General features: G+C 45.2%; 29 protein-coding genes. 1 reads left to right on the top strand and 28 read right to left on the bottom strand.

Annotated features, from left to right (window positions below):
* Nucleotides 1–9: 9 nt before the first annotated feature.
* The 28 genes from secY to LQ567_RS08965 all read right to left on the bottom strand — a co-directional run bounded on the left by secY (nt 10) and on the right by LQ567_RS08965 (nt 17,041).
* Entirely contained in the window at nt 10–1,350 is a 1,341-nt protein-coding gene (secY, locus tag LQ567_RS08830) for a preprotein translocase subunit SecY (RefSeq protein ID WP_231004138.1), read from the bottom strand.
* A 75-nt stretch (nt 1,351–1,425) separates the two neighbouring features.
* The gene (rplO, locus tag LQ567_RS08835; protein ID WP_231004139.1) at nt 1,426–1,875 is read right to left on the bottom strand and encodes a 50S ribosomal protein L15; all 450 of its coding nucleotides are present in this window, start codon (nt 1,873–1,875) and stop codon (nt 1,426–1,428) included.
* A gap of 118 nt (nt 1,876–1,993) precedes the next feature.
* On the bottom strand, nt 1,994–2,173 hold the full coding sequence (gene rpmD / locus LQ567_RS08840; RefSeq protein WP_067752876.1) for a 50S ribosomal protein L30: 180 nt from the start codon (nt 2,171–2,173) through the stop codon (nt 1,994–1,996).
* Nucleotides 2,174–2,256: 83 nt separating this feature from the next.
* Nucleotides 2,257–2,775, bottom strand: a complete 519-nt coding sequence (gene rpsE / locus LQ567_RS08845) for a 30S ribosomal protein S5 (RefSeq protein ID WP_018630064.1) — start codon at nt 2,773–2,775, stop codon at nt 2,257–2,259.
* Between the two features lie 26 nt (nt 2,776–2,801).
* Nucleotides 2,802–3,158 (bottom strand): 50S ribosomal protein L18, encoded by a 357-nt coding sequence (gene rplR / locus LQ567_RS08850; RefSeq protein ID WP_231004140.1) that lies wholly within the window; start codon nt 3,156–3,158, stop codon nt 2,802–2,804.
* A 121-nt stretch (nt 3,159–3,279) separates the two neighbouring features.
* On the bottom strand, nt 3,280–3,834 hold the full coding sequence (gene rplF, locus LQ567_RS08855) for a 50S ribosomal protein L6 (protein ID WP_231004141.1): 555 nt from the start codon (nt 3,832–3,834) through the stop codon (nt 3,280–3,282).
* Between the two features lie 100 nt (nt 3,835–3,934).
* The gene (gene rpsH, locus LQ567_RS08860; protein ID WP_231004142.1) at nt 3,935–4,333 is read right to left on the bottom strand and encodes a 30S ribosomal protein S8; all 399 of its coding nucleotides are present in this window, start codon (nt 4,331–4,333) and stop codon (nt 3,935–3,937) included.
* An 88-nt stretch (nt 4,334–4,421) separates the two neighbouring features.
* Nucleotides 4,422–4,691, bottom strand: coding sequence for a 30S ribosomal protein S14 (gene rpsN, locus LQ567_RS08865; RefSeq protein ID WP_090388156.1), 270 nt, complete (start codon nt 4,689–4,691; stop codon nt 4,422–4,424).
* 88 nt (nt 4,692–4,779) lie between these two features.
* Nucleotides 4,780–5,346 (bottom strand): 50S ribosomal protein L5, encoded by a 567-nt coding sequence (rplE, locus tag LQ567_RS08870; protein ID WP_231004143.1) that lies wholly within the window; start codon nt 5,344–5,346, stop codon nt 4,780–4,782.
* 32 nt (nt 5,347–5,378) lie between these two features.
* Nucleotides 5,379–5,738: a 50S ribosomal protein L24 gene (rplX, locus tag LQ567_RS08875; protein WP_231004144.1), complete on the bottom strand. Its 360-nt coding sequence runs from the start codon at nt 5,736–5,738 to the stop codon at nt 5,379–5,381.
* Nucleotides 5,739–5,838: 100 nt separating this feature from the next.
* Nucleotides 5,839–6,207, bottom strand: coding sequence for a 50S ribosomal protein L14 (gene rplN / locus LQ567_RS08880; RefSeq protein WP_231004145.1), 369 nt, complete (start codon nt 6,205–6,207; stop codon nt 5,839–5,841).
* A 132-nt stretch (nt 6,208–6,339) separates the two neighbouring features.
* Nucleotides 6,340–6,597: a 30S ribosomal protein S17 gene (gene rpsQ, locus LQ567_RS08885; protein ID WP_231004146.1), complete on the bottom strand. Its 258-nt coding sequence runs from the start codon at nt 6,595–6,597 to the stop codon at nt 6,340–6,342.
* 33 nt (nt 6,598–6,630) lie between these two features.
* Complete coding sequence (gene rpmC, locus LQ567_RS08890; protein WP_231004147.1) at nt 6,631–6,852, bottom strand: 50S ribosomal protein L29; 222 nt, start codon at nt 6,850–6,852, stop codon at nt 6,631–6,633.
* A 14-nt stretch (nt 6,853–6,866) separates the two neighbouring features.
* On the bottom strand, nt 6,867–7,289 hold the full coding sequence (gene rplP, locus LQ567_RS08895; protein WP_231004148.1) for a 50S ribosomal protein L16: 423 nt from the start codon (nt 7,287–7,289) through the stop codon (nt 6,867–6,869).
* A 69-nt stretch (nt 7,290–7,358) separates the two neighbouring features.
* On the bottom strand, nt 7,359–8,117 hold the full coding sequence (rpsC, locus tag LQ567_RS08900) for a 30S ribosomal protein S3 (protein WP_231004149.1): 759 nt from the start codon (nt 8,115–8,117) through the stop codon (nt 7,359–7,361).
* 9 nt (nt 8,118–8,126) lie between these two features.
* Nucleotides 8,127–8,603: a 50S ribosomal protein L22 gene (gene rplV, locus LQ567_RS08905; RefSeq protein ID WP_231004150.1), complete on the bottom strand. Its 477-nt coding sequence runs from the start codon at nt 8,601–8,603 to the stop codon at nt 8,127–8,129.
* 36 nt (nt 8,604–8,639) lie between these two features.
* Nucleotides 8,640–8,909, bottom strand: coding sequence for a 30S ribosomal protein S19 (gene rpsS, locus LQ567_RS08910; protein ID WP_008584596.1), 270 nt, complete (start codon nt 8,907–8,909; stop codon nt 8,640–8,642).
* A 42-nt stretch (nt 8,910–8,951) separates the two neighbouring features.
* Nucleotides 8,952–9,791, bottom strand: coding sequence for a 50S ribosomal protein L2 (gene rplB / locus LQ567_RS08915; protein WP_231004151.1), 840 nt, complete (start codon nt 9,789–9,791; stop codon nt 8,952–8,954).
* A gap of 108 nt (nt 9,792–9,899) precedes the next feature.
* Nucleotides 9,900–10,199 carry a 50S ribosomal protein L23 gene (gene rplW / locus LQ567_RS08920; protein ID WP_231004152.1) on the bottom strand — a complete coding sequence of 100 codons (300 nt, stop codon included), beginning with the start codon at nt 10,197–10,199 and terminating at the stop codon, nt 9,900–9,902.
* Nucleotides 10,200–10,228: 29 nt separating this feature from the next.
* On the bottom strand, nt 10,229–10,870 hold the full coding sequence (rplD, locus tag LQ567_RS08925; RefSeq protein WP_231004153.1) for a 50S ribosomal protein L4: 642 nt from the start codon (nt 10,868–10,870) through the stop codon (nt 10,229–10,231).
* 36 nt (nt 10,871–10,906) lie between these two features.
* Nucleotides 10,907–11,524, bottom strand: coding sequence for a 50S ribosomal protein L3 (gene rplC, locus LQ567_RS08930; RefSeq protein WP_231004154.1), 618 nt, complete (start codon nt 11,522–11,524; stop codon nt 10,907–10,909).
* A gap of 293 nt (nt 11,525–11,817) precedes the next feature.
* On the bottom strand, nt 11,818–12,123 hold the full coding sequence (gene rpsJ, locus LQ567_RS08935) for a 30S ribosomal protein S10 (protein WP_008584585.1): 306 nt from the start codon (nt 12,121–12,123) through the stop codon (nt 11,818–11,820).
* Nucleotides 12,124–12,355: 232 nt separating this feature from the next.
* Nucleotides 12,356–13,117, bottom strand: a complete 762-nt coding sequence (locus LQ567_RS08940) for a phosphatidylinositol-specific phospholipase C/glycerophosphodiester phosphodiesterase family protein (RefSeq protein ID WP_231004155.1) — start codon at nt 13,115–13,117, stop codon at nt 12,356–12,358.
* Between the two features lie 41 nt (nt 13,118–13,158).
* Nucleotides 13,159–13,734, bottom strand: coding sequence for a peptide deformylase (def, locus tag LQ567_RS08945; protein ID WP_231004156.1), 576 nt, complete (start codon nt 13,732–13,734; stop codon nt 13,159–13,161).
* A gap of 347 nt (nt 13,735–14,081) precedes the next feature.
* A complete protein-coding gene (gene ruvX / locus LQ567_RS08950; protein ID WP_231004157.1) occupies nt 14,082–14,495 on the bottom strand; it encodes a Holliday junction resolvase RuvX in 414 nt (137 codons plus the stop codon).
* A gap of 81 nt (nt 14,496–14,576) precedes the next feature.
* The gene (locus tag LQ567_RS08955; protein ID WP_231004158.1) at nt 14,577–15,503 is read right to left on the bottom strand and encodes a UbiA-like polyprenyltransferase; all 927 of its coding nucleotides are present in this window, start codon (nt 15,501–15,503) and stop codon (nt 14,577–14,579) included.
* Nucleotides 15,504–15,776: 273 nt separating this feature from the next.
* Nucleotides 15,777–16,334: an RNA methyltransferase gene (locus tag LQ567_RS08960; protein ID WP_231004159.1), complete on the bottom strand. Its 558-nt coding sequence runs from the start codon at nt 16,332–16,334 to the stop codon at nt 15,777–15,779.
* Nucleotides 16,335–16,471: 137 nt separating this feature from the next.
* Nucleotides 16,472–17,041, bottom strand: coding sequence for a porin family protein (locus LQ567_RS08965; protein ID WP_231004160.1), 570 nt, complete (start codon nt 17,039–17,041; stop codon nt 16,472–16,474).
* A 159-nt stretch (nt 17,042–17,200) separates the two neighbouring features.
* Here LQ567_RS08965 and mutS point away from each other — a divergent pair, with 159 nt between their 5' ends.
* Nucleotides 17,201–19,825, top strand: a complete 2,625-nt coding sequence (gene mutS / locus LQ567_RS08970; protein WP_231004161.1) for a DNA mismatch repair protein MutS — start codon at nt 17,201–17,203, stop codon at nt 19,823–19,825.
* The last annotated feature ends 21 nt before the right edge of the window (nt 19,826–19,846 follow it).

Raw genomic sequence — 19,846 nt, forward strand, 5'->3', positions numbered from 1 at the left:
TATAACGAATTAAATCTGAATGGCGGAGGAACTCTGACGTCCCTGGATCCGGCCGCTCTTCATTAATCCATCGTACTGACGCATCATCAGCTGGGTTTCGATCTGTTGTAATGTATCCAGTACCACACCCACCATAATCAGCAGCGAAGTACCTCCAAAGAACATGGAGAAACCGTTCGTCATGCCAAAAAGCTTCTGGATCAAACCGGGCAAAATTCCTACAAAGGCCAGTAAAACGGCACCCGGAAAGGTGATCCGGTCCATGATGGTACCGATATAGTCCGTTGTTGGCTGACCGGGTTTTACACCGGGAATAAAGCCGTTATTCTGCTTAAGGTTGTCAGAAATCTGCTTGGGGTTAAAGATCAACGCTGTATACAGGAATGTAAAGCCGATTACCACAGTTGCGTAAATCAGCATATACCAGCCGTTGGTATGATCGGTGAACATTCTTCCCAGGTCTGCATTTTTGCTACCCATTGTAAACAGGGTGGGTACAAACATAATCGCCTGCGCAAAGATGATCGGCATTACACCGGCACTGTTCACTTTCAGCGGCAGGAACTGGCGTGCACCACCAAACTGGCGGTTGCCAACGATCTGCTTTGCATAGTTCACCGGCACTTTCCGTACACCCTGTACCAACAGGATAGATCCCATAATGATACCGATAAACAGCGCAATCTCTATAATAAAGATCAGGATATCACCGGTACGGGTAGAACGGAACGTAAGCTCCTGTGCTACCGACTGCGGTAACCGTCCCAGGATCCCTACCATGATGATAAGGGAAGTACCGTTACCCAATCCTTTATCCGTGATCTTTTCACCCAGCCACATTACGAATAATGTTCCGGTAGTAAGCAGGATAATGGTTGTTAATGAGAAATAGAAGCTGCCGTACCCGGCCATAATCGCCGGTCCGGAAGTTTGCTGCAGGTAAGCCAGGTAAGCAAATGCCTGTACGAAAGTTACCACTACGGTAAGATATCGTGTGATCTGGTTGATCTTCTTACGGCCGCTCTCTCCTTCCTTCTGCATTTTTTGGAATGAAGGAACCAGAACGGTCATCAGCTGCATAAAGATGGACGCGGTAATGTAAGGCATCACACCCAATGCAAAAATAGAAGCCTGTTCAAACGCACCACCGGCAAAGGTATTGATCAGATCCAGGATGCCATTTTGTGCATTGTTTTTCTGCAGGGCCTCTAAAGTAACCGGGTTGATACCGGGCAATGGTATGTATTTACCGATCCGGTAAATAAAAATAAGCAACAAAGTGAAAAGAATTTTACTCCTTAGCTCTTCAATGCTCCATATGTTCTTAAGTGTAGTAATTAGTTTTTTCACCTGATTCTTCTTAAATTAGTCAATTCTCCAAAATTAAAAGACGCACTACGTGCGTCAAAATTTATTTTTGAGAAATTATTTTAAAACCTCAACAGACCCACCGGCGGCTTCGATTGCAGCCTTTGCTTTTTCGCTGATGGCGTGAACTTTAAAAGTGAATTTGCCCTTAATTTCTCCATTACCCAAAACCTTTACTCTATCTGTTTTACCGATAAAGCCCATTGCGTAAAGATTTTCAGCAGAAAAATCAGAAATGTTATGTGTTTCGGCCCACTGATCAACCTGACCGATATTAATGATCTTGTAAACGATCTTATCCGGGTTTTTAAAGCCTCTTTTCGGAGTACGACGCTGAATTGGCATCTGACCACCTTCATGACCTAATTTCCGCTTGTAACCAGCACGGCTTTGTCCACCTTTGTTACCTTTTGTGGAGGTGCCACCATAACCGCTACCTTCACCACGACCAATTCTTTTTTCTTTGTGTACAGCACCTTTTGCAGGTCTTAATTCATGTAATTTCATTGCTTTATTTTTTACTTACGCTCCAAAAGCGGGAGCTCGCTTGTTTCAATAATATGCCTGTTCAAAACAGGACTGTAATAGCTGAGACGGTGCAAATATAAACCCCGGAACCGGAAATTTATAATTCTTCTACTTTAACCATATGCTCCACCTTACGGATCATACCCAGGATCTGCGGAGTAGCTTCTACTTCTTTGCTGCTGTTGGTCTTATTCAATCCTAAAGCCTTTAATGTGAGCTTCTGCCTTTCCGGGCGGTCGATGGGGCTTTTTACTAAAGTAACTTTTATCTTTTTCATATCAATATGTTTGAGGTTTGCGGTTTAGAGTTTGAAGCTGCGGATCTTAACCATAAACTTCAAACCATAAACAACAAACGTTCTTATCCGTTAAATACTTTCTTTAAACCTAAAGAGCGGGTCTTCGCTACATGTACAGGCTCCCGCATCATTGCCAGGGCTTTAAAGGTAGCTTTAACCACGTTGTGTGGGTTTGCTGATCCCAGGTTCTTCGCCAACACGTCTGTAAGACCTGCAGCTTCCAATACCGCGCGCATAGAGCCTCCGGCGATTACACCAGTACCCGCAGAAGCCGGTTTTACCATTACCTTAGCAGCACCCTCTTTCGCCCACTGGTCATGAGGAATAGTGCCCTTCATGATCGGAACTTTAATGAGGTTTTTCTTTGCATCTTCGATTCCCTTTGTAATAGCTTCCTGAACTTCCTTCGCCTTTCCTAAACCATGTCCTACAACACCGTTGCCATCTCCTACAACAACCAACGCGGAAAAGCTGAATGCACGGCCTCCTTTAGTTGTTTTTACTACACGATTAATAGCTACAACCTTGTCTTTTAATTCAAGATCGCCGGCCTTAACATTGTTGAAATTAACTGTTGACATTATTTCGTTTTAGATTGAATAACTTTTTAAAATTGCAAACCACCTTCTCTTGCACCTTCTGCAACTGCTTTCACCCGTCCGTGGTACAAATAACCACCTCTGTCAAAAACCACAGTTGTTACTTTCAGATCAGCCGCTTTGCGGGCAATAGCAGCACCTACCAGCTTGCTCAACTCGGATTTGGTGCCGGATTGGGCCTTGATATCTTTGTCCTTTGTAGACGCAGCTGCAATCGTAAGCCCCTGCACATCATCGATCAATTGTGCATAAATATCCGTATTGCTCCGGAACACCGCCAGTCTTGGCTTTTGTGATGTACCGCTCACTTTCTGACGGATGATGCGGCGGATGCTGGTTCTTCTTTTAACTTTTGCGTTTGACATTGTTTCTTTATTTATTTCCCTGATACTGCCAGGGATCATTTGAAAATTTGATGATTTGAAAATTTGAAAATGGCTAACGAATAAATTTTCAAATTAACTCATTTTCAAATCTTCAAATTATTTATTTACCTGCAGATTTACCTGCTTTCTTGCGTACGATTTCACCTACAAAGCGTACCCCTTTTCCTTTGTAAGGCTCAGGCTTACGCAGGCTGCGGATCTTGGCGCATACCGCACCTACCAGCTGCTTGTCGCTTCCGCTGATTGTAATAGTAGGGTTCTGTCCTTTTACGGTTTCAGTAACCACAGTCAGTTCCTTAGGAATATCAAAAATGATATTGTGCGAATATCCCAAAGAAAGATCCAGCTGATTACCCTGGTTGGTAGCTTTATAACCTACACCCACCAGTTCCATCTTTTTTTCAAATCCGTTTGTAACACCTTGTACCAGGTTGGCCACCAGCGCACGGGTCAAGCCATGCAGGGCGCGGTGCTGGATCTGGTCAGAAGGACGGGTGATAGTAACCTGACCGTCTTTTACTTCTACTTTGATATCCGTGTTTACGGCTTGTTTCAACTCTCCTTTTTTACCTTTAACAGTAACAACGTTGTCGCTTCCTACTGCTACGGTAACGCCTTCCGGAATGGAGATTAATTGTTTACCTATACGAGACATAAAAATTAGTTTATTGTTTCTTATTTATTGTTGATACGTCCGGCAACCGGTCAGCCTGTTAGGTATCGGCTTAATGTATTGCCGGTTTAATGACATTTGATTAATAGATGTGGCAAAGCACCTCACCACCTACGTTCTGAGAACGGGCGTCTTTATCTGTCATTACTCCTTTGGAAGTAGACAGGATCGCGATTCCCAAACCGTTCTTTACACGGCGGATATCCGCGGGCTTAGCGTATTGACGCAGTCCCGGGCGGCTTACTCTTTCCAGGCTCTGAATAGCGGGCTGTTTGGAAGTAGCGTCGTATTTCAAAGCGATTTTGATTACCCCTTGCTTATTATCTTCCTCAAACTTATATTTCAGGATATATCCTTGATTATATAAGATCTCCGTCATACGTTTTTTAAGGTTCGATGCAGGAATGTCTACAATACGGTGACCTGCCATCTGAGCGTTACGTATTCTTGTTAAAAAATCTGCAATTGGATCTGTTACCATTTTATATATGAATTATATCAGTTCAAAATTTTAGTGGGTGGTTTATTTTAAAAGCCCATACCCTGTCTTACGGCTTTGTGCTGCTAAATTACCAGCTCGCTTTCTTTAAGCCCGGAATTTTACCATTCAACGCCATATCCCTTAAGGCTACCCGGGAAATCCCGAAATAACGTACATAACCTTTGGGGCGACCTGTTAATTGGCAACGGTTTTTCAAACGCACTTTAGAAGAGTTTTTAGGCAGCTTGTCCAAAGCGGCATAATCACCGGCTTTTTTCAGCTCCTCTCTTTTAGCGGCGTATTGCTCCACCATTTTTTCTCTTTTTACCTGACGGGCTTTAATTGAAGTTTTTGCCATGTTTGATTACATTCTAAATTCCAAATTCTAAGTTTCCAGGCGGTTACCGTTGCAAGCTTAAGAACTTGTGATTTGTGATTTTATAATATTACTTTTTAGCGTTTTTAAAGGGCATTCCCAGTTCCTTCAACAGTTCGTATGCCTCTTCATCTGTTTGGGCAGTGGTCACAAAAGTGATATCCATACCCGTGATCTTGTTCACTTTATCGATATCGATCTCAGGGAAGATGATCTGCTCTGTAACCCCCATGGTATAGTTTCCGCGGCCGTCGAAAGACTTTTCGTTGATTCCTTTAAAATCACGTACGCGGGGTAATGCCACCGCAATCAGGCGATCCAGGAATTCATACATTTTTTCACCACGCAGGGTAACACGCGCACCGATGGGCATGCTCTTACGCAGCTTAAAGTTAGAAATGTCTTTTTTAGAGTTGGTTACCACCGCTTTCTGACCGGTGATGGTGCTCAGCTCATCTACGGCTACGTCAACCAGCTTCTTGTCGGTTACGGCACCGTTTACACCACGGTTGATGCAGATCTTTTCCAGTTTAGGAGCCTGCATTACAGAACTGTAAGCAAACTTCTTCACTAACGCCGGAACCACTTCATTCTTATATTTTGTGGCCAGCCTGGGGATATATGTTTTAGTACTCATGGTCTATTACTTTATTTGCGATACACAAAAGATTAGATTTTTTCTCCTGATTTTTTAAAGATGCGCAGTGTTTTGCCCTCTTCGCGCTGACGCGTTACTTTAGAAGGCGCCTTTGCTTTTGCATCCCACAGCATTACATTGCTGATATGAATCGGAGCTTCTACTTTTACAATACCACCCTTTGTATTCTGGGCGGAGGGTTTGGTATGTTTGGTTTTGATGTTTACACCTTCAACCAGCACTTTTCCATCTTCAACCAACACCTCTTTCACCAAACGTGGTTTATATTCAAACTTACCGTTATCATCTTTGCGGGGTTTTGCAGCACCGCTGATAACAATAACCAAATCGCCTTTTTTAATATTGTACTTGGGTTTAAATCTTTTGCTCATTTTTTTATGCTTTCTTTATGCTTAATGCGCGGGCTCAAGGCTAACGCTATTTTTTATGGATGGAATGCCTTCAGCACTTTGCATTAGGCATTTAGCTCATTTATAACACCTCCGGAGCTAACGAAACGATCCTCATATATCCTTTATCACGAAGCTCCCGGGCTACCGGCCCGAAAATACGGGTACCTCTTGGTTCATCAGATGCGTTCAGGATCACAACAGCGTTGTCATCAAAACGAATGTACGAACCATCTTTACGGCGCAATTTGTTAGTAGTACGTACGATCACCGCTTTAGCAACGGTACCTTTTTTAATTCCCCCTGCCGGAGCTGCGTCTTTTACTGTTACAACGATTTTATCGCCAATTTTTGCATAGCGTTGTCCGCTGTTACCCAGTACGCGGATACAAAGAACTTCTTTTGCGCCACTATTATCCGCCACGTTCAACCGGCTTTCTTGCTGAATCATTTTCTTAAAGATTTGAGATTTGGGTTCCGATGCTTACCGGATTAAGCGTTGAGATGCTTGTACCCCGAAATCTATTTTAAAAATATTATCTGTTTCCAAATTTTGAATATTGATTGCCCAATACCCAAATGCTTATTTTACTTTTTCGATAACCTCAACCAGTCTCCAGCGCTTCAATTTGCTCAAGGGGCGGGTTTCCATAATTTTAACGGTGTCCCCAATGCTGCACTCATTTTTTTCATCATGAGCGTGGAACTTGGTCGTTTTTTTAAGGAACTTACCGTAAATAGGGTGTTTTACTTTTCTTTCCACGGCAACAGTGATGGTTTTTGTCATCTTGTTGCTGGTAACCACACCTATTCTTGTTTTTCTTAAATTTCTTTCAGACATTTTATTTTACCTTTTGGCTTGTACAAATTGCTGTTACGCTTTCGCAGCTTCGCTGCCTTGGTTTTGTTTTAAAAACGTTTCAATCCGGGCGATATCTTTGCGCAGTGCACGGATAGACATCGGATTCTCCAGCGGAGAGATCGCGTGTGCGAACTCAAGTTTCTTCAGGCGCTGCTTGGATTGCTCCAGCTGAACCTTTAAATCTTCCGCGTTTAATCCTTTTATGCCGCCTATAAATTCTTTTTTCTTTGACATCTTAATTTGATTTATTAATTAGTAACTAAATCCCTACGCATGGTGAACTTAGTCTTGATCGGCAATTTACCAGATGCTAAAGACAGTGCTCTGCGTGCAACTTCCTCGCTTACTCCGTCCACTTCAAAAATGATACGGCCGGGTTGTACAACAGCAGCCCAATATTCAAGGTTACCTTTACCTTTACCCATACGAACCTCTGCAGGTTTCTTAGTGATGGGCTTATCAGGGAAAATGCGGATCCATACGTTCCCTTCCCTTTTCATGCTACGGGTAAGTGCCTGACGGGCAGCCTCGATCTGGCGGTCCGTAATCCAGTGAGAATCCTGGGCTTTTAAAGCATAAGAACCAAACGAAATGGTAGTCCCTCTTTTGGCGTCGCCTTTCATGCGACCCTTTTGCATTTTCCTGTGCTTTGTTCTCTTCGGTTGTAACATTCTATTGAGATTTGAGATTTGAGATTTGAGATTGATTGAATCTCAGACTTCAAACTGTTTTATATATTATTAATTCCTTTTGTCTCTTCCACCACCACGGCGATCGCCTCTGCGGTCATCTCTGCGATGATCTCTTCTTTCACCACCGCCTACATTTTTGTCGTTTCCGGAGATAAAGTTAGGATTCAGATCACGCTTAGCCAGTACCTCACCTTTACAGATCCAAACCTTGATCCCGATCTTTCCATAAACGGTTTGAGCAAATACATTGGCATAGTCGATATCCATCCGGAATGTATGCAGCGGCACACGTCCCTGTTTGAACTCTTCGCTACGGGCAATTTCAGCACCACCTAAACGACCGCTCAGTTTTACCTTAATACCTTCAGCACCCATGCGCAGCGCAGAAGCTATGGCCATTTTAGTGGCACGTTTAAAGTTGATCCGGTTCTCGATCTGGCGGGCAATGGTATCACCAACGATCATCGCATCGGTTTCAGGACGACGGATCTCCAGGATGTTGATCTGTACATCATCGTTCTGAGTCAGCTTCTTCAGTTCTTCCTTGATACGATCTACCTCGCCACCACCTTTACCGATGATGATGCCTGGCTTGGAAGTATGAATGGTGATAATTAATTTACCTAAGGTTCTTTCGATAACAATTTTAGAAATACCTCCCTTGTTGATACGGGCGTTCAGGTATGTTCTGATTTTGTTGTCTTCGATTAACTTAGAAGCAAAATCTTTTTTGCTTCCATACCAGTTAGATTCCCATCCACGGATGATGCCTAACCTGTTACCAATTGGATTTGCTTTTTGACCCATATTTATTGGTTATGCTTTTTTAGATTCTTTAGTTGACTTTTTTGCAGCAGCCTTTTTCTTAGCCGGGGCTTTTGCACTTGCTTCCTTTACTTCTTCTACAGGCGCAGCTTTAGCGGCAGCCTTTACCTTCTTAGCAGCCTTTTTATCTTCACCAGCCACATCCACCACCAGGGTTACATGGTTGCTGCGTTTGCGAACACGGTAGCCACGGCCTTGCGGAGCGGGGCGCATGCGCTTCAGTGTACGGCCACCGTCTACAAAAATGGTTTTTACCACTAAGCCGGATTCATCTTCCCCTTCATTGGCCTGTTTCCAGTTTACAATGGCGCTTAATACCAGCTTACGCAAAGGTACTGCGGGGTGTTTGGGGTTGTGCTCCAATTCGGCCAACACCAAATCCACTCTTTGGCCACGAATCAAATCAGCCAACAGCCTCATTTTACGAGGTGAAGTCGGATAATTTCTAAGTTTTGCTACTGCTTCCATTATATTAATTTCTTAACGTATGCGTTCTGTTATGATTTATTTTTTATCGCCCGCGTGTCCTTTAAAGTTGCGGGTAGGTGCAAATTCACCCAGTTTATGGCCTACCATAAACTCCGTAACATATACGGGGATGAATTTATTTCCATTATGCACGGCAAATGTGTGGCCTACAAAATCGGGTGTAATTGTAGAGCGGCGGCTCCAGGTTTTAATTACAGCCTTTTTTCCTTTTCCTTCGTTAATAGCCAACACTTTGTTTTCCAAGTGAGTTGCTACATAAGGACCTTTTTTTATCGAACGAGCCATATTTATTTTTTAAATTCTAAAGTTCAAATACTAAATGTCAAATTACTTAGCCAGTTTGCTACCGTTTTTACGCTGGATGATCAGTTTATCGCTTGACTTACCCACAGTTCTTGTCTTCTCTCCTTTTGCGTACTTACCGGTACGGCTGCGCGGATGACCTCCGGAAGCGCGTCCTTCACCACCACCCATCGGGTGATCTACAGGGTTCATAGCCACACCACGGTTTCTTGGGCGGATACCTCTCCAACGGTTTCTACCGGCTTTACCCATACTCTGCAGGCTATGATCGCTGTTGCTTACCACACCAACAGTTGCAAAACAGTTGATCAGTACTTTTCTCAGCTCACCGGAAGGCATTTTTAAAACGGCGTATTTTTGTTCCTTGTTGGTCAGCTGTGCAGAAGCTCCGGCACTGCGGGAGATCTTTCCACCCTGACCCGGGTTCAGCTCAATGTTGTGCACATTGGTACCCAGCGGCATATTTTTTAATTGCAGCGCATTTCCAATCTCAGGAGCAACGGCATTACCGCTGATCACCTCTGCACCTACAACCAGCCCCTGCGGAGCAATGATATAACGCTTTTCTCCATCAGCATATTCCAAAAGTGCGATGAACGCTGTACGGTTCGGATCGTATTCGATGCTTACCACTTTAGCAGCAACATCATGTTTATCTCTCTTGAAATCAACAATACGATACTTTTTCTTATGACCACCCCCTCTGTAACGCATGGTTAAATGACCGGAAGAGTTCCGTCCACCGGTGCTCTTTTTGGTTTCTAACAGGCTCTTTTCGGGTTTGTTCGTAGTCACCTCGGAAAAAGAATTCCCGATTCTCCAACGCGTACCGGCGGTTACCGGCTTAAACTTTCTTACTGACATTTTCTTTGTTTCAGGTTTCAAATTTCAGGTTTCGGGTTGTTCCCGTTGCCGAAACATTTTATTTGGATTCAACACTTCGCGGCGGTTGATTGCCTTACTATTCAGAAATTAAATATTCGCATACAGATCGATCTCCTCGCCGTCCGCAACGGTTACATATGCTTTCTTGTAACCGGCCTTACGTCCCTGGATAAATCCTGCTTTTGTATAGCGGGTTTTATTTTTTGCAGGAGCCACAACTGTATTTACGCTGGTAACGGTAACACCGTAAAAAGTTTCAATAGCTTTTTTAATTTCCAGCTTGTTTGATTTTTTTGCCACCTTAAAAGCATACCGGCGCAGTTTTTCCTGCTGAGCATTTGCTTTTTCGGTTAAAATCGGTTTGATTAATATTTCAGATGGTTTCATGACCAAATCTTTTTTTCGGGGTTAAACTCTTAAGCTTCTACAGCCTCTTCTAAATCTTCAGAAAATATTTTTGCAGCACCTTCAGAAAGTACCAGCACTTCTGAGTTTACAATATCATATGTGTTGATATCGCTCAGAGGTAACGCCAGCACCGAAGGTACATTGCGCAATGACAATTCAATATTTTCATTGGGCTCAGCCAAAATGAACATTGATTTCTTTTCGCCTACATTCCATTTGCTTAAAGCAGTGGCCAATGTTTTTGTTTTAGGCGCTTCCAGGCTGATATCTTCTACCACCAGAATGGCGTTTGCTTTTGCTTTATAAGAAAGTGCAGAGATCTTTGCCAGGTCTTTTACTTTCTTATTCAGCTTAAAGCTATAGTCGCGGGGCTTAGGTCCAAAAATGGTACCACCACCTTTGTATAAGGGGTTACGGATATTACCCTTACGGCTACCACCGGTTCCCTTTTGTTTGTGCAGCTTGCGGCTGGCACCCTGTACTTCCGCACGGGTTTTTACTTTGTTCGTTCCCTGACGCTGTGCTGCTAAAAATTGTTTTACAGCCAGATAAATTACATGGTCATTAGGCTCCGCTCCAAAAATATCATCAGGCAGTTCAACAGAACGACCGGTGCTTTTACCTTCTATATTTAAAACTTCAATTTGCATTTTCAAAAAATTTTATATGTTACAGGATACCGGATCTTATTTTTGAATGAAAACAATGGAACCGATATGGCCCGGTACAGAACCGCTTACCAGGATGTAATTTTTTTCAGCGAAGATTTTTACCACTTTCAAACCTTTCAGTTTTACGCGGTCGCCACCCATACGGCCGGCCATGCGCATACCTTTCATTACACGGCTGGCATCGGAAGAGTTACCCAGAGAACCGGGAGCGCGCTGACGATCGTGCTGACCGTGTGACTGCTCACCTACCCCGTGGAAACCATGACGTTTTACAACACCCTGGAAACCTTTACCCTTTGTTGTACCTACAACATCAACTTTTTCACCTTCTTCGAAGATGTCTACAGTAATGGTATCACCAAGATTTTTTTCTAAGGAATAATCTCTGAACTCTTTGGAGAATTTTTTTGCGGAAGTGTTAGCTTTAGCGAAGTGGTTTTTCTCTGGTTGCGTAGTGCGGCTTTCTTTTTTGTCGCCGAAAGAGATTTGCAAGGCGTTGTAACCGTCTGATTCTGTTTTCTTTACCTGCGTTACAACACAAGGACCTGCTTCAATGATCGTGCAGGCAGTTTGTTTACCTGAGGGATCATAGATGCTGGTCATTCCCAATTTTTTCCCAATAATACCTTTCATTGTTATGTAGTTTTACGCCTTGCAGGATTATTGGGACTTCCGGCAATACGCCGGAATCGATCCCCGTTTGCTACCGACCTTTTCCGTTGTTTCATCCCCGGGGGGATGATTGGGAAGTACCGATAGTAAACAAACCCTGAATGGCTTGTTTTTATGTTTTACTTCGTTTGATACTTAAGAAGTTGAATTTCAGAGCTCTTTTCTGGCATTAGCCATGCCATTGAGAGATAAAAAAAATGCTTTAAAAAAGAACTAACGCCACAGGCTGATACATCCCGACCTTGTCGGGAGATTTAGGCCTTGATCTCAACTTCCACGCCACTTGGCAGATCCAGCTTAGACAGCGCATCTACGGTACGGGAAGAAGAAGTATAGATATCCAATAATCTTTTATGAGTAGCTAACTGGAACTGCTCACGGCTCTTTTTATTTACGTGTGGAGAACGCAACACAGTAAAAATTTTACGGTGAGTGGGCAACGGAATAGGCCCGGTAACAACTGCACCAGTGCTGCGCACTGTTTTTACGATTTTCTCTGCTGATTTATCAACCAGGTTGTGATCGTAAGACTGTAATTTAATTCTGATTCTCTGTGACATTGGATAAACCCAATTTTATTTGGGAGTGCAAATGTAGACTGAATTTTTTAAATAAACTAATTTTTGATACTTTATTTACGGGCAAACCACAAAATTTATCAACAATCCCGGCGCTTTTGTTTCTTTTTTTAAAAACCGGTGGGTTCAAAGCCGGCGTAATGCTCCTTCGACCGGGATTTAAATCCCCCATAAAAATCAATAAATCAGCAGGTTATCCTGATAGCCGGTGCGGTCATCTCAGAAACGCGGCCAATTCGGCGATCTTGTCGGTATTGATATAACCAACTCCCATTTTACGGAACATTTCCCAGGCATCTTTGTTGTCCGGCGCCCCCCAGAAACGGATCGGCTTGCCGGCCTTCTCCGCCACCCTGATGGCGTTTTCAAGCGCGGTTTTTGAAGTATGATCCAGCTCGCCCGAACCGTTCCACCCAGAATAATTTTTAAAATTGGCACTAAAAAGGGCCACACGCGCCAGGTTTTTCCGGGTATATGTGTGGGTAAGATCCCCGTCGAACCAAATAAAAGCCGGGTAATTATATAAGGAGTCCTTATTGGGCTGGTTCCCGGTGATCACGATCCGGACCGTTTTATTTCCCGTAATTTCCGGGTATGCGCGCAATACGCGAATGATGCCGTTGAGCGTGGGTACCCCGGCGGTTTTGCAATCGATCAGGAGGATCAGTTTGCGGGTCCGGTCTGGATACACAGAACCATTATTTGCCCGGATGCAGGCCTTTAACGGGTCTAAATACAGGGTTTTCAGATCCCGGCCAGGTGCAATGTCCCCGGCATTATGTGCCACCGGAAGCGCATCCCCGCGCAGGAACACATCGGCTTCTATAGAACCAAATCCGTGTTCATAAGCCAGCCTAAAAGGCCGTTGCTGCTCGTAGTCATTATGAGAATGCGCCTGCTGAACGGTATAAACTCCCCGCTGGGCGCCGGCGCCGGACACGATCAGGCAACAAAGAAAGAACATCCAAATCTTCATAACAAATAGTATAACAGGGAATTCCGGTCCGGCGAGCGACGCTAATTAAAAGACATTTTATAATCTACCCGGATCTTTCCGTTGGAAATATCATTCAGTTTGCCCTTAATCAGCTTTTTGCGCAACGGAGGCAGGTAGTCAATAAACAGTTTTCCTTCAATATGATCATATTCGTGCAGGATTACGCGGGCGGTAATGCCGCTGAAGGTGCGGGTATGCTGCTGAAACTGCTCATCCTGGTAGGTAAGGGTCACCGTTTGATTGCGCGATACATCTTCCCGGATCTTCGGAATGCTCAGGCATCCCTCGTTGTAGCTCCATAATTCGCCTTCCAGCGTTTGGATATGTGCATTAATAAATGTTTGTTCGATGCCTTCATCGCCCGGGTACAGATCCTTTTCATCATCCTCCAGGTTATCAATGATTTGCTTGCTATCTACTACAAAAAGCCGGATCGGGCGGTTGACCTGGGGAGCCGCCAGTCCTACCCCATTGCTGGCATACATGGTTTCCCACATAGACGCGATCAGGGATTCCAGCCCGGGGTACTGCGGATCAATATCTTCTGCTACTTTTCTTAAAACAGGGTTGCCATATGCAACAATTGGTAATATCATAGCTGCAAAGGTACCAAAATGTTTGAGGTTTCAGGTTGCCGGGGAAATACTAAATTCTAAACGCTAAATTCGAAATATCAAATTCTAAAGGTTAGTTCCGGTGGCTCGGGGTCGGGTGGCTAAAGCAGATCATTGGTCATCTGACCAGTGGAAAATAACTAAACGCTAAATTTTAAATACTAAATTCTAAAGGATTATGTTCTGGCAGCTCCGGGTTGCTGCGGCTAAGGCAGATCGCCACTTTCTCTCCTGCCACGCCTACGCTGACCGCTGGTATCTGGTGTCTGAAATCTGATAGCTGATGTCTGATAGCTGAAACCTGATAGCGCACAACCGGCCGCCAATGACTAAACACTTCTCCCCAAATACTCCTGCAGCATAATGGTAGCGGCAATTTCATCAACCAGGGCCTTATTCCGGCGCTGCATTTTCTTCAGCCCCATTTCAAGCATGGCATCTTTTGCCATTTTTGATGTATACCGTTCATCTACCGTTTCCAGTGGCAGGTTGGGGAAATGCTTTTTTATTTCCTTAATGGCCTTTTTTACCAGCGGGGTAGCATGAGTATCCGAATCGTCCCAGTTCTTTGGCTCGCCGATAATGATCTTTTCCACCGCCTCCTGTGTGCAATACGTTTTCAAAAACGGGATCAGCTCACGGGAATCGATGGTGGTTAGGCCCGTGGCGATGATCTGCAGCGGATCGGTTACGGCAATTCCCGTACGTTTTAAACCATAGTCGATGGCAATGATTCTGGACATGGAGGTTTGAGAATTGAGATTCGAGATTCGGGATTTGAAACTTGAAATTTGGATTTTGGATTTTGGATTTTTTAACTCCTTTTACCGCAAAAACAGATCGGCGATTACAAACACCGCAAATACCACCGAAGCAATACCATTGGCCGTCATAAAAGCGAGGTTCACCCGGCGCAGATCGGTGGCTTTTACAATACTGTGCTGGTAGATCAGCATGCCCACGAAAACAACCACTCCGGCCCAATACCAGCCGCCAAAGCCACCTTTAAAGGCCGCTGCAATCACCGCTGTAGCACTCAATATATGCAACAGCTCAGATACCCGCAGCGCCCGTTTACCGCCCAATACAGAAGGTATGGAATACAACTGGTTTGTCCGGTCGAAACCCTCATCCTGCAATGCATAAATTATATCGAACCCGCTTACCCAGAAAAGAACGGCAAAAGAAAAAAGAATAGGCAGGGTGTCAAACGCCCCCGTTACCGCAAGGTAAGCGCCTATGGGAGCCAGTGAAAGGCCCAGGCCCAACACCAGGTGACAAAGCGCCGTAAACCGTTTGGTATAACTGTAACCCAGTACCACTAATAAGGCCACCGGGGACAAATAAAAACAAACAGGATTGATAAAATAAGTGGCAACAATAAACAATACGCTGTTCAAAACGGTAAACCACAATACACTCCTGGCGGATAAGATGCCGGCAGGTATTTCCCGAACCGCCGTACGCGGATTCAGTGCATCATATTTCCGGTCGAGGTACCGGTTAAATGACATGGCGGCATTGCGGGCAAAAATCATGCATAACAGCACCAACAGGAATACCCAACCTTTTTCGCGGAAAAGGTAGACGGTTTTGTTCCACATAGTTGGAAGAATACCCGTAGCATTGGGCGACTGATCGCTGATATCCGTATTACGGATCCCCAGGAAGAAGCCGATAAGCGCAAAGGGCATGGCGAAAATGGTGTGGGAAAACTTAACGAGGCTCAGGTAATTCTTTGTAACAGACATTCAGCAAATGTAGGGTTCTTTCCATTTATTGAAAACATCCTTTTCTTTTCAGACATCAGCTATCAGATTTCAGACATCCGATACCAGATTTCAGACGTCAGCAGGCAGCGTTAGGTTTGGCGATTGTGCCTTTAAGCGTTGGTTCTTCAGAATTTCGGACGCAGGTATTTAATGATCAGCTATCAGCGGATGCTTCATATGCCGCAATCCTGGCTCCTGGTTCCTGTTTTTGGGTCTTTGGTTCTTTAAAATGTAGCGTTCAGCATTGGGCTATCAGCTACCAGTTTCGTTTTCAATCTGCTCAGGGATCTTTGCCCTTACCAGCTCCCATAACACCACTCCTGCTGCTGTAGCAATGTTGAGGGAATGCTTCATGCCCAGTTGGGGAATTTCCAGGCAGCCGTCACATAAAGCGATAGTAGACTGCTCTACACCGGTTACCTCATTTCCAAACACCACGGCAATTTTTTCCTGTCCGTTCCAGTTCAGCCGGTGGAGCATGGTGCTTTGCGCTACCTGCTCTACGGCCAGTATCGTGTAATCCGATTCCCGCAATGTGGCAATTGCTTCCCCTGCATTTGCAAAATGTGCCCAATGCACCGATTCCTCTGCCCCCAGGGCGGTTTTTTTTATTTCCTTATGAGGGGGCTTTGCCGAATAGCCGGTAATATAGATCGCTTCCACCCGGAACGCGTCACAGGTCCGGAACACGCTGCCCACGTTATAGGCACTGCGGATATTTTCCAGAACCACCACGATCGGCATTTTTTCCGACTCTTTGAACGCCTCCACCGACATCCGTCCCAACTCTTCCATGCTTAGTTTACGCATGGCGCAAAAATAAACGGATACAGGGGAAAATACAATAAAAAAGGCCGTATCAAAGTTGACCGCTTTACTCCGGCGGCTGCCCGCAGGAGAATAATGGTACACTTTGATACAGCCCTAACTTTTTGCTATATCAGGAGTTATTTCATATTGTTACGCATTTGTTTGAGCTTGGATCCGGGTAGATAAATCTGGAATCCCAATCCCAGTTCCGGGCGAAACGATACTCCGTTGCTGCCGGCACCGGTAATGATATTCGCTTTGGCGAGTGCCTCCAAAGCAATGTTCTCGTTCACAAAAAACGCCAGTCCTGGTCCTATACCTGCTCCAAAACCGTTGGTAGACTTACCGCCGGCATTGTTACCACTCACTCCGGCATCTGCTTCAGCAAAAACGCGGGTTTGCTTGGGTGTGTTTACCTGTTGCTCACCAAAATAATACCGGGCCATTGGGCCTACAAAATAATTGATGGACGGTTTTTGCGCCCGGCCGGCTTTAAAACCCAGATCAACCTTACCTCCAATGGCTAAGTCCTCCTGTACAAACCAAGCAACTTTTGGTGTAATATTCATCTGGAAGCTTTTTTCATTGGTACTTCCAGACAACAACGCAAGATTACCACCAATCAGATAATATCCCTTCTGTGTTTGCGCACTGGCCCCATAAGCTGTAGCCGCTAAAATCAGGGCGGAAAGCATGATTTTCTTCATAAATTACAATTTTAATAGTACAAAAATCAACAATTATGCCACAACGGGCAATCTTCCTGTAAATCAAGCTGTTTCTTGATGAACGGCACCTTTCAACAGGCATTTTTTGGTGCCTGCCATCCTCCTAATAAACGCCGTTTTCCCCTATTTTTGCGCTCCATGGCAAAGGCAAAAAATAACAACCCGCAGGATACTCCGCTAATGCAGCAGCACAAGGCTATCAAACAAAAATACCCGGATGCCGTATTACTGTTTCGCGTGGGTGATTTTTATGAAACCTTTGGCCAGGATGCGGTGATTGCGTCCCAGGTGCTGGGCATTACCCTTACAAAAAGAAACAACGGGGCGGCTGCTTCGCTGGATCTTGCGGGGTTTCCGCACCATTCGCTGGATACCTACCTGCATAAACTGGTAAAGGCGGGCTACCGGGTAGCCATCTGCGACCAGCTGGAAGATCCCAAACAGGCAAAGGGAATCGTTAAGCGGGGTGTAACAGAAATGCTCACACCCGGAACCGCCATCAACGACAAACTGCTGGAACATAACAGCAATAATTTCCTGGCGGGTATCCATTTTGCAGACGACGAACAATTCGGCCTCGCCTTTCTCGATCTCTCCACCGGCGAATTTTTTGTAGCAGAAGGCGACCGCGAATACGCCGATAAACTGCTGCAAAGTTTCCGGCCCGCAGAAGTCGTGTTCCAGCGCCACCAGCAAAAAAAATACAAGGAATATTTTGGCAGCAAGACCTATATCTATACCCTGGACGAATGGATCTTTGATAAAAACTATGCCCAGGATGTACTGTTAAAACATTTCCAGACCCACTCGCTGAAAGGTTTTGGCATTGCTGAAATGGAAAAGGGCATCACCGCGGCAGGCGCCGTGATCCATTATCTGAAAGATACCGAGCATCCCAATCTGCAACATATTACCTCCATCGGCAGCATTCATAAGGATGAGTTCCTGTGGATGGACAAATTCACCATCCGCAACCTGGAACTGGCGGGCGGACCCGCCGAAGGCCACACGCTGTTAAAGGTGCTGGATAATACAGTATCGCCCATGGGCGCACGCCTGTTAAAACGGTGGATCATTTTTCCGCTGATCGATCTCCACAAGATCAATGAACGGCTGGACGTTGTGGAAACCATGATCAAGGACCCCGAGCTCCGGCAGCTATTGACCCAGTCGATCAAGCTTTGCGGCGACATCGAGCGGCTGGTAGCCAAGATCCCCACCAAAAAGATCAACCCCAGGGAAGTATTACAACTGGCCCGGGGCCTGCAGCAGGTAGCCATCATTAAACAAACCTGCCTGGCCCAGTCCAATGCCTACCTGCAGCGCGTGGGCGATGCGCTTAACCCCTGCCCTGTAATCGCGGAAAAGATCAGCCGTGAAATCGTAGAACTGCCACCGGCCACCATTGCCAAAGGCGGAGTGATCCAAACAGGAATACTGGAAGAACTGGATGAATTGCGCACTATTTCCAGCGATGGAAAAGCTTACCTTACCAAGTTACAGGTAAAAGAAGCGGAAGCAACCGGCATCAGTTCGCTTAAAGTGGGATTTAATAATGTGTTTGGATATTATCTTGAAGTTACCAACGTACATAAGAACAAGGTACCCGAGTACTGGATCCGGAAACAAACGCTGGCCAATGCCGAACGCTATATCACCCCGGAATTAAAAGAGTATGAGGAAAAGATCACAGGAGCTGAAGAAAAGATATTGACGCTGGAACAACGGTTATACGACCAGTTGCTCAACGAATTGTTCGAGTACCTGGCGCCGGTACAGGCCAACGGCAATTTAGTTGCCATTCTCGATTGTCTGGTCTGCTTTGCACATAATGCCATTCATTACCAGTATAAAAAACCAACGGTTTATGAAGACACTGTGTGGAACGTTAAAGAGGGCCGGCATCCTGTAATTGAGCGGAACCTGGCCGTTGGTGAAAGTTATATTCACAACGACCTGGAGCTGAATAAGGCCGATCAGCAGATCATCATTCTTACGGGTCCGAATATGAGTGGTAAATCGGCGCTGCTGCGTCAAACCGCGCTGATTACCCTGATGGCGCATATGGGCAGTTTTGTTCCGGCCACCGAAGCCCATATTTCACTGACGGATAAAATTTTTACCCGGGTGGGCGCCTCCGATAATTTAAGCGGTGGGGAGAGTACATTCATGGTTGAAATGAATGAAACCGCTTCCATCATTAATAATATTACAGACAGAAGCCTGGTATTGCTGGATGAGATCGGGAGGGGTACTTCTACCTACGACGGGATCTCCATTGCCTGGAGTATTGCAGAATACCTGCATCAATCATCCTACCAGCCCAAGACCCTGTTTGCAACGCATTACCACGAGCTCAACGAACTGGAAGAAAAGCTGGAACGGGTAAAGAATTATCATGTTACCAATAAAGAAATCGGCAACAAGATCATTTTCCTGCGCAAACTGGCCCGCGGCGGCAGCACCCACAGTTTCGGGATCCATGTGGCTAAAATGGCCGGTATGCCACCCGCCCTGATCCAACGGGCGAACGAAATCCTTGCCCAGCTTGAAAACAAGCATATGGATGAAGCAAGCGGTGAAAAAAACATCCAGGAAAAGATGAGGGATGTCAACGCACCCCAATTCCAGCTATCGATTTTTGACGCGCACAGCGAAACCTTCGATTCGATCCGCAAAGCACTTACCGATATTGACATCAACCGCCTTACACCAGTTGAAGCATTGCTGAAATTGCAGGAAATTAAAGCAAAACTCAAGTAACCGTACCAGGCTTTTCTCTGC

Origin of the sequence: Niabella pedocola (assembly GCF_021044425.1) — a bacterium.
Taxonomy (GTDB): domain Bacteria; phylum Bacteroidota; class Bacteroidia; order Chitinophagales; family Chitinophagaceae; genus Niabella; species Niabella pedocola.

What these genes read in the sequence shown, in the direction of transcription:
- rplO (WP_231004139.1), bottom strand. Translation starts at nt 1,875, where the DNA reads ATGAAATTACATGAATTAAGACCTGCAAAAGGTGCTGTACACAAAGAA.
- rpmD (WP_067752876.1), bottom strand. Translation starts at nt 2,173, where the DNA reads ATGAAAAAGATAAAAGTTACTTTAGTAAAAAGCCCCATCGACCGCCCG.
- rpsE (WP_018630064.1), bottom strand. Translation starts at nt 2,775, where the DNA reads ATGTCAACAGTTAATTTCAACAATGTTAAGGCCGGCGATCTTGAATTA.
- rplR (WP_231004140.1), bottom strand. Translation starts at nt 3,158, where the DNA reads ATGTCAAACGCAAAAGTTAAAAGAAGAACCAGCATCCGCCGCATCATC.
- rplF (WP_231004141.1), bottom strand. Translation starts at nt 3,834, where the DNA reads ATGTCTCGTATAGGTAAACAATTAATCTCCATTCCGGAAGGCGTTACC.
- rpsH (WP_231004142.1), bottom strand. Translation starts at nt 4,333, where the DNA reads ATGGTAACAGATCCAATTGCAGATTTTTTAACAAGAATACGTAACGCT.
- rpsN (WP_090388156.1), bottom strand. Translation starts at nt 4,691, where the DNA reads ATGGCAAAAACTTCAATTAAAGCCCGTCAGGTAAAAAGAGAAAAAATG.
- rplE (WP_231004143.1), bottom strand. Translation starts at nt 5,346, where the DNA reads ATGAGTACTAAAACATATATCCCCAGGCTGGCCACAAAATATAAGAAT.
- rplX (WP_231004144.1), bottom strand. Translation starts at nt 5,738, where the DNA reads ATGAGCAAAAGATTTAAACCCAAGTACAATATTAAAAAAGGCGATTTG.
- rplN (WP_231004145.1), bottom strand. Translation starts at nt 6,207, where the DNA reads ATGATTCAGCAAGAAAGCCGGTTGAACGTGGCGGATAATAGTGGCGCA.
- rpsQ (WP_231004146.1), bottom strand. Translation starts at nt 6,597, where the DNA reads ATGTCTGAAAGAAATTTAAGAAAAACAAGAATAGGTGTGGTTACCAGC.
- rpmC (WP_231004147.1), bottom strand. Translation starts at nt 6,852, where the DNA reads ATGTCAAAGAAAAAAGAATTTATAGGCGGCATAAAAGGATTAAACGCG.
- rplP (WP_231004148.1), bottom strand. Translation starts at nt 7,289, where the DNA reads ATGTTACAACCGAAGAGAACAAAGCACAGGAAAATGCAAAAGGGTCGC.
- rpsC (WP_231004149.1), bottom strand. Translation starts at nt 8,117, where the DNA reads ATGGGTCAAAAAGCAAATCCAATTGGTAACAGGTTAGGCATCATCCGT.
- rplV (WP_231004150.1), bottom strand. Translation starts at nt 8,603, where the DNA reads ATGGAAGCAGTAGCAAAACTTAGAAATTATCCGACTTCACCTCGTAAA.
- rpsS (WP_008584596.1), bottom strand. Translation starts at nt 8,909, where the DNA reads ATGGCTCGTTCGATAAAAAAAGGTCCTTATGTAGCAACTCACTTGGAA.
- rplB (WP_231004151.1), bottom strand. Translation starts at nt 9,791, where the DNA reads ATGTCAGTAAGAAAGTTTAAGCCGGTAACCGCCGGTACGCGTTGGAGA.
- rplW (WP_231004152.1), bottom strand. Translation starts at nt 10,199, where the DNA reads ATGAAACCATCTGAAATATTAATCAAACCGATTTTAACCGAAAAAGCA.
- rplD (WP_231004153.1), bottom strand. Translation starts at nt 10,870, where the DNA reads ATGCAAATTGAAGTTTTAAATATAGAAGGTAAAAGCACCGGTCGTTCT.
- rplC (WP_231004154.1), bottom strand. Translation starts at nt 11,524, where the DNA reads ATGAAAGGTATTATTGGGAAAAAATTGGGAATGACCAGCATCTATGAT.
- rpsJ (WP_008584585.1), bottom strand. Translation starts at nt 12,123, where the DNA reads ATGTCACAGAGAATCAGAATTAAATTACAGTCTTACGATCACAACCTG.
- LQ567_RS08940 (WP_231004155.1), bottom strand. Translation starts at nt 13,117, where the DNA reads ATGAAGATTTGGATGTTCTTTCTTTGTTGCCTGATCGTGTCCGGCGCC.
- def (WP_231004156.1), bottom strand. Translation starts at nt 13,734, where the DNA reads ATGATATTACCAATTGTTGCATATGGCAACCCTGTTTTAAGAAAAGTA.
- ruvX (WP_231004157.1), bottom strand. Translation starts at nt 14,495, where the DNA reads ATGTCCAGAATCATTGCCATCGACTATGGTTTAAAACGTACGGGAATT.
- LQ567_RS08955 (WP_231004158.1), bottom strand. Translation starts at nt 15,503, where the DNA reads ATGTCTGTTACAAAGAATTACCTGAGCCTCGTTAAGTTTTCCCACACC.
- LQ567_RS08960 (WP_231004159.1), bottom strand. Translation starts at nt 16,334, where the DNA reads ATGCGTAAACTAAGCATGGAAGAGTTGGGACGGATGTCGGTGGAGGCG.
- LQ567_RS08965 (WP_231004160.1), bottom strand. Translation starts at nt 17,041, where the DNA reads ATGAAGAAAATCATGCTTTCCGCCCTGATTTTAGCGGCTACAGCTTAT.
- mutS (WP_231004161.1), top strand. Translation starts at nt 17,201, where the DNA reads ATGGCAAAGGCAAAAAATAACAACCCGCAGGATACTCCGCTAATGCAG.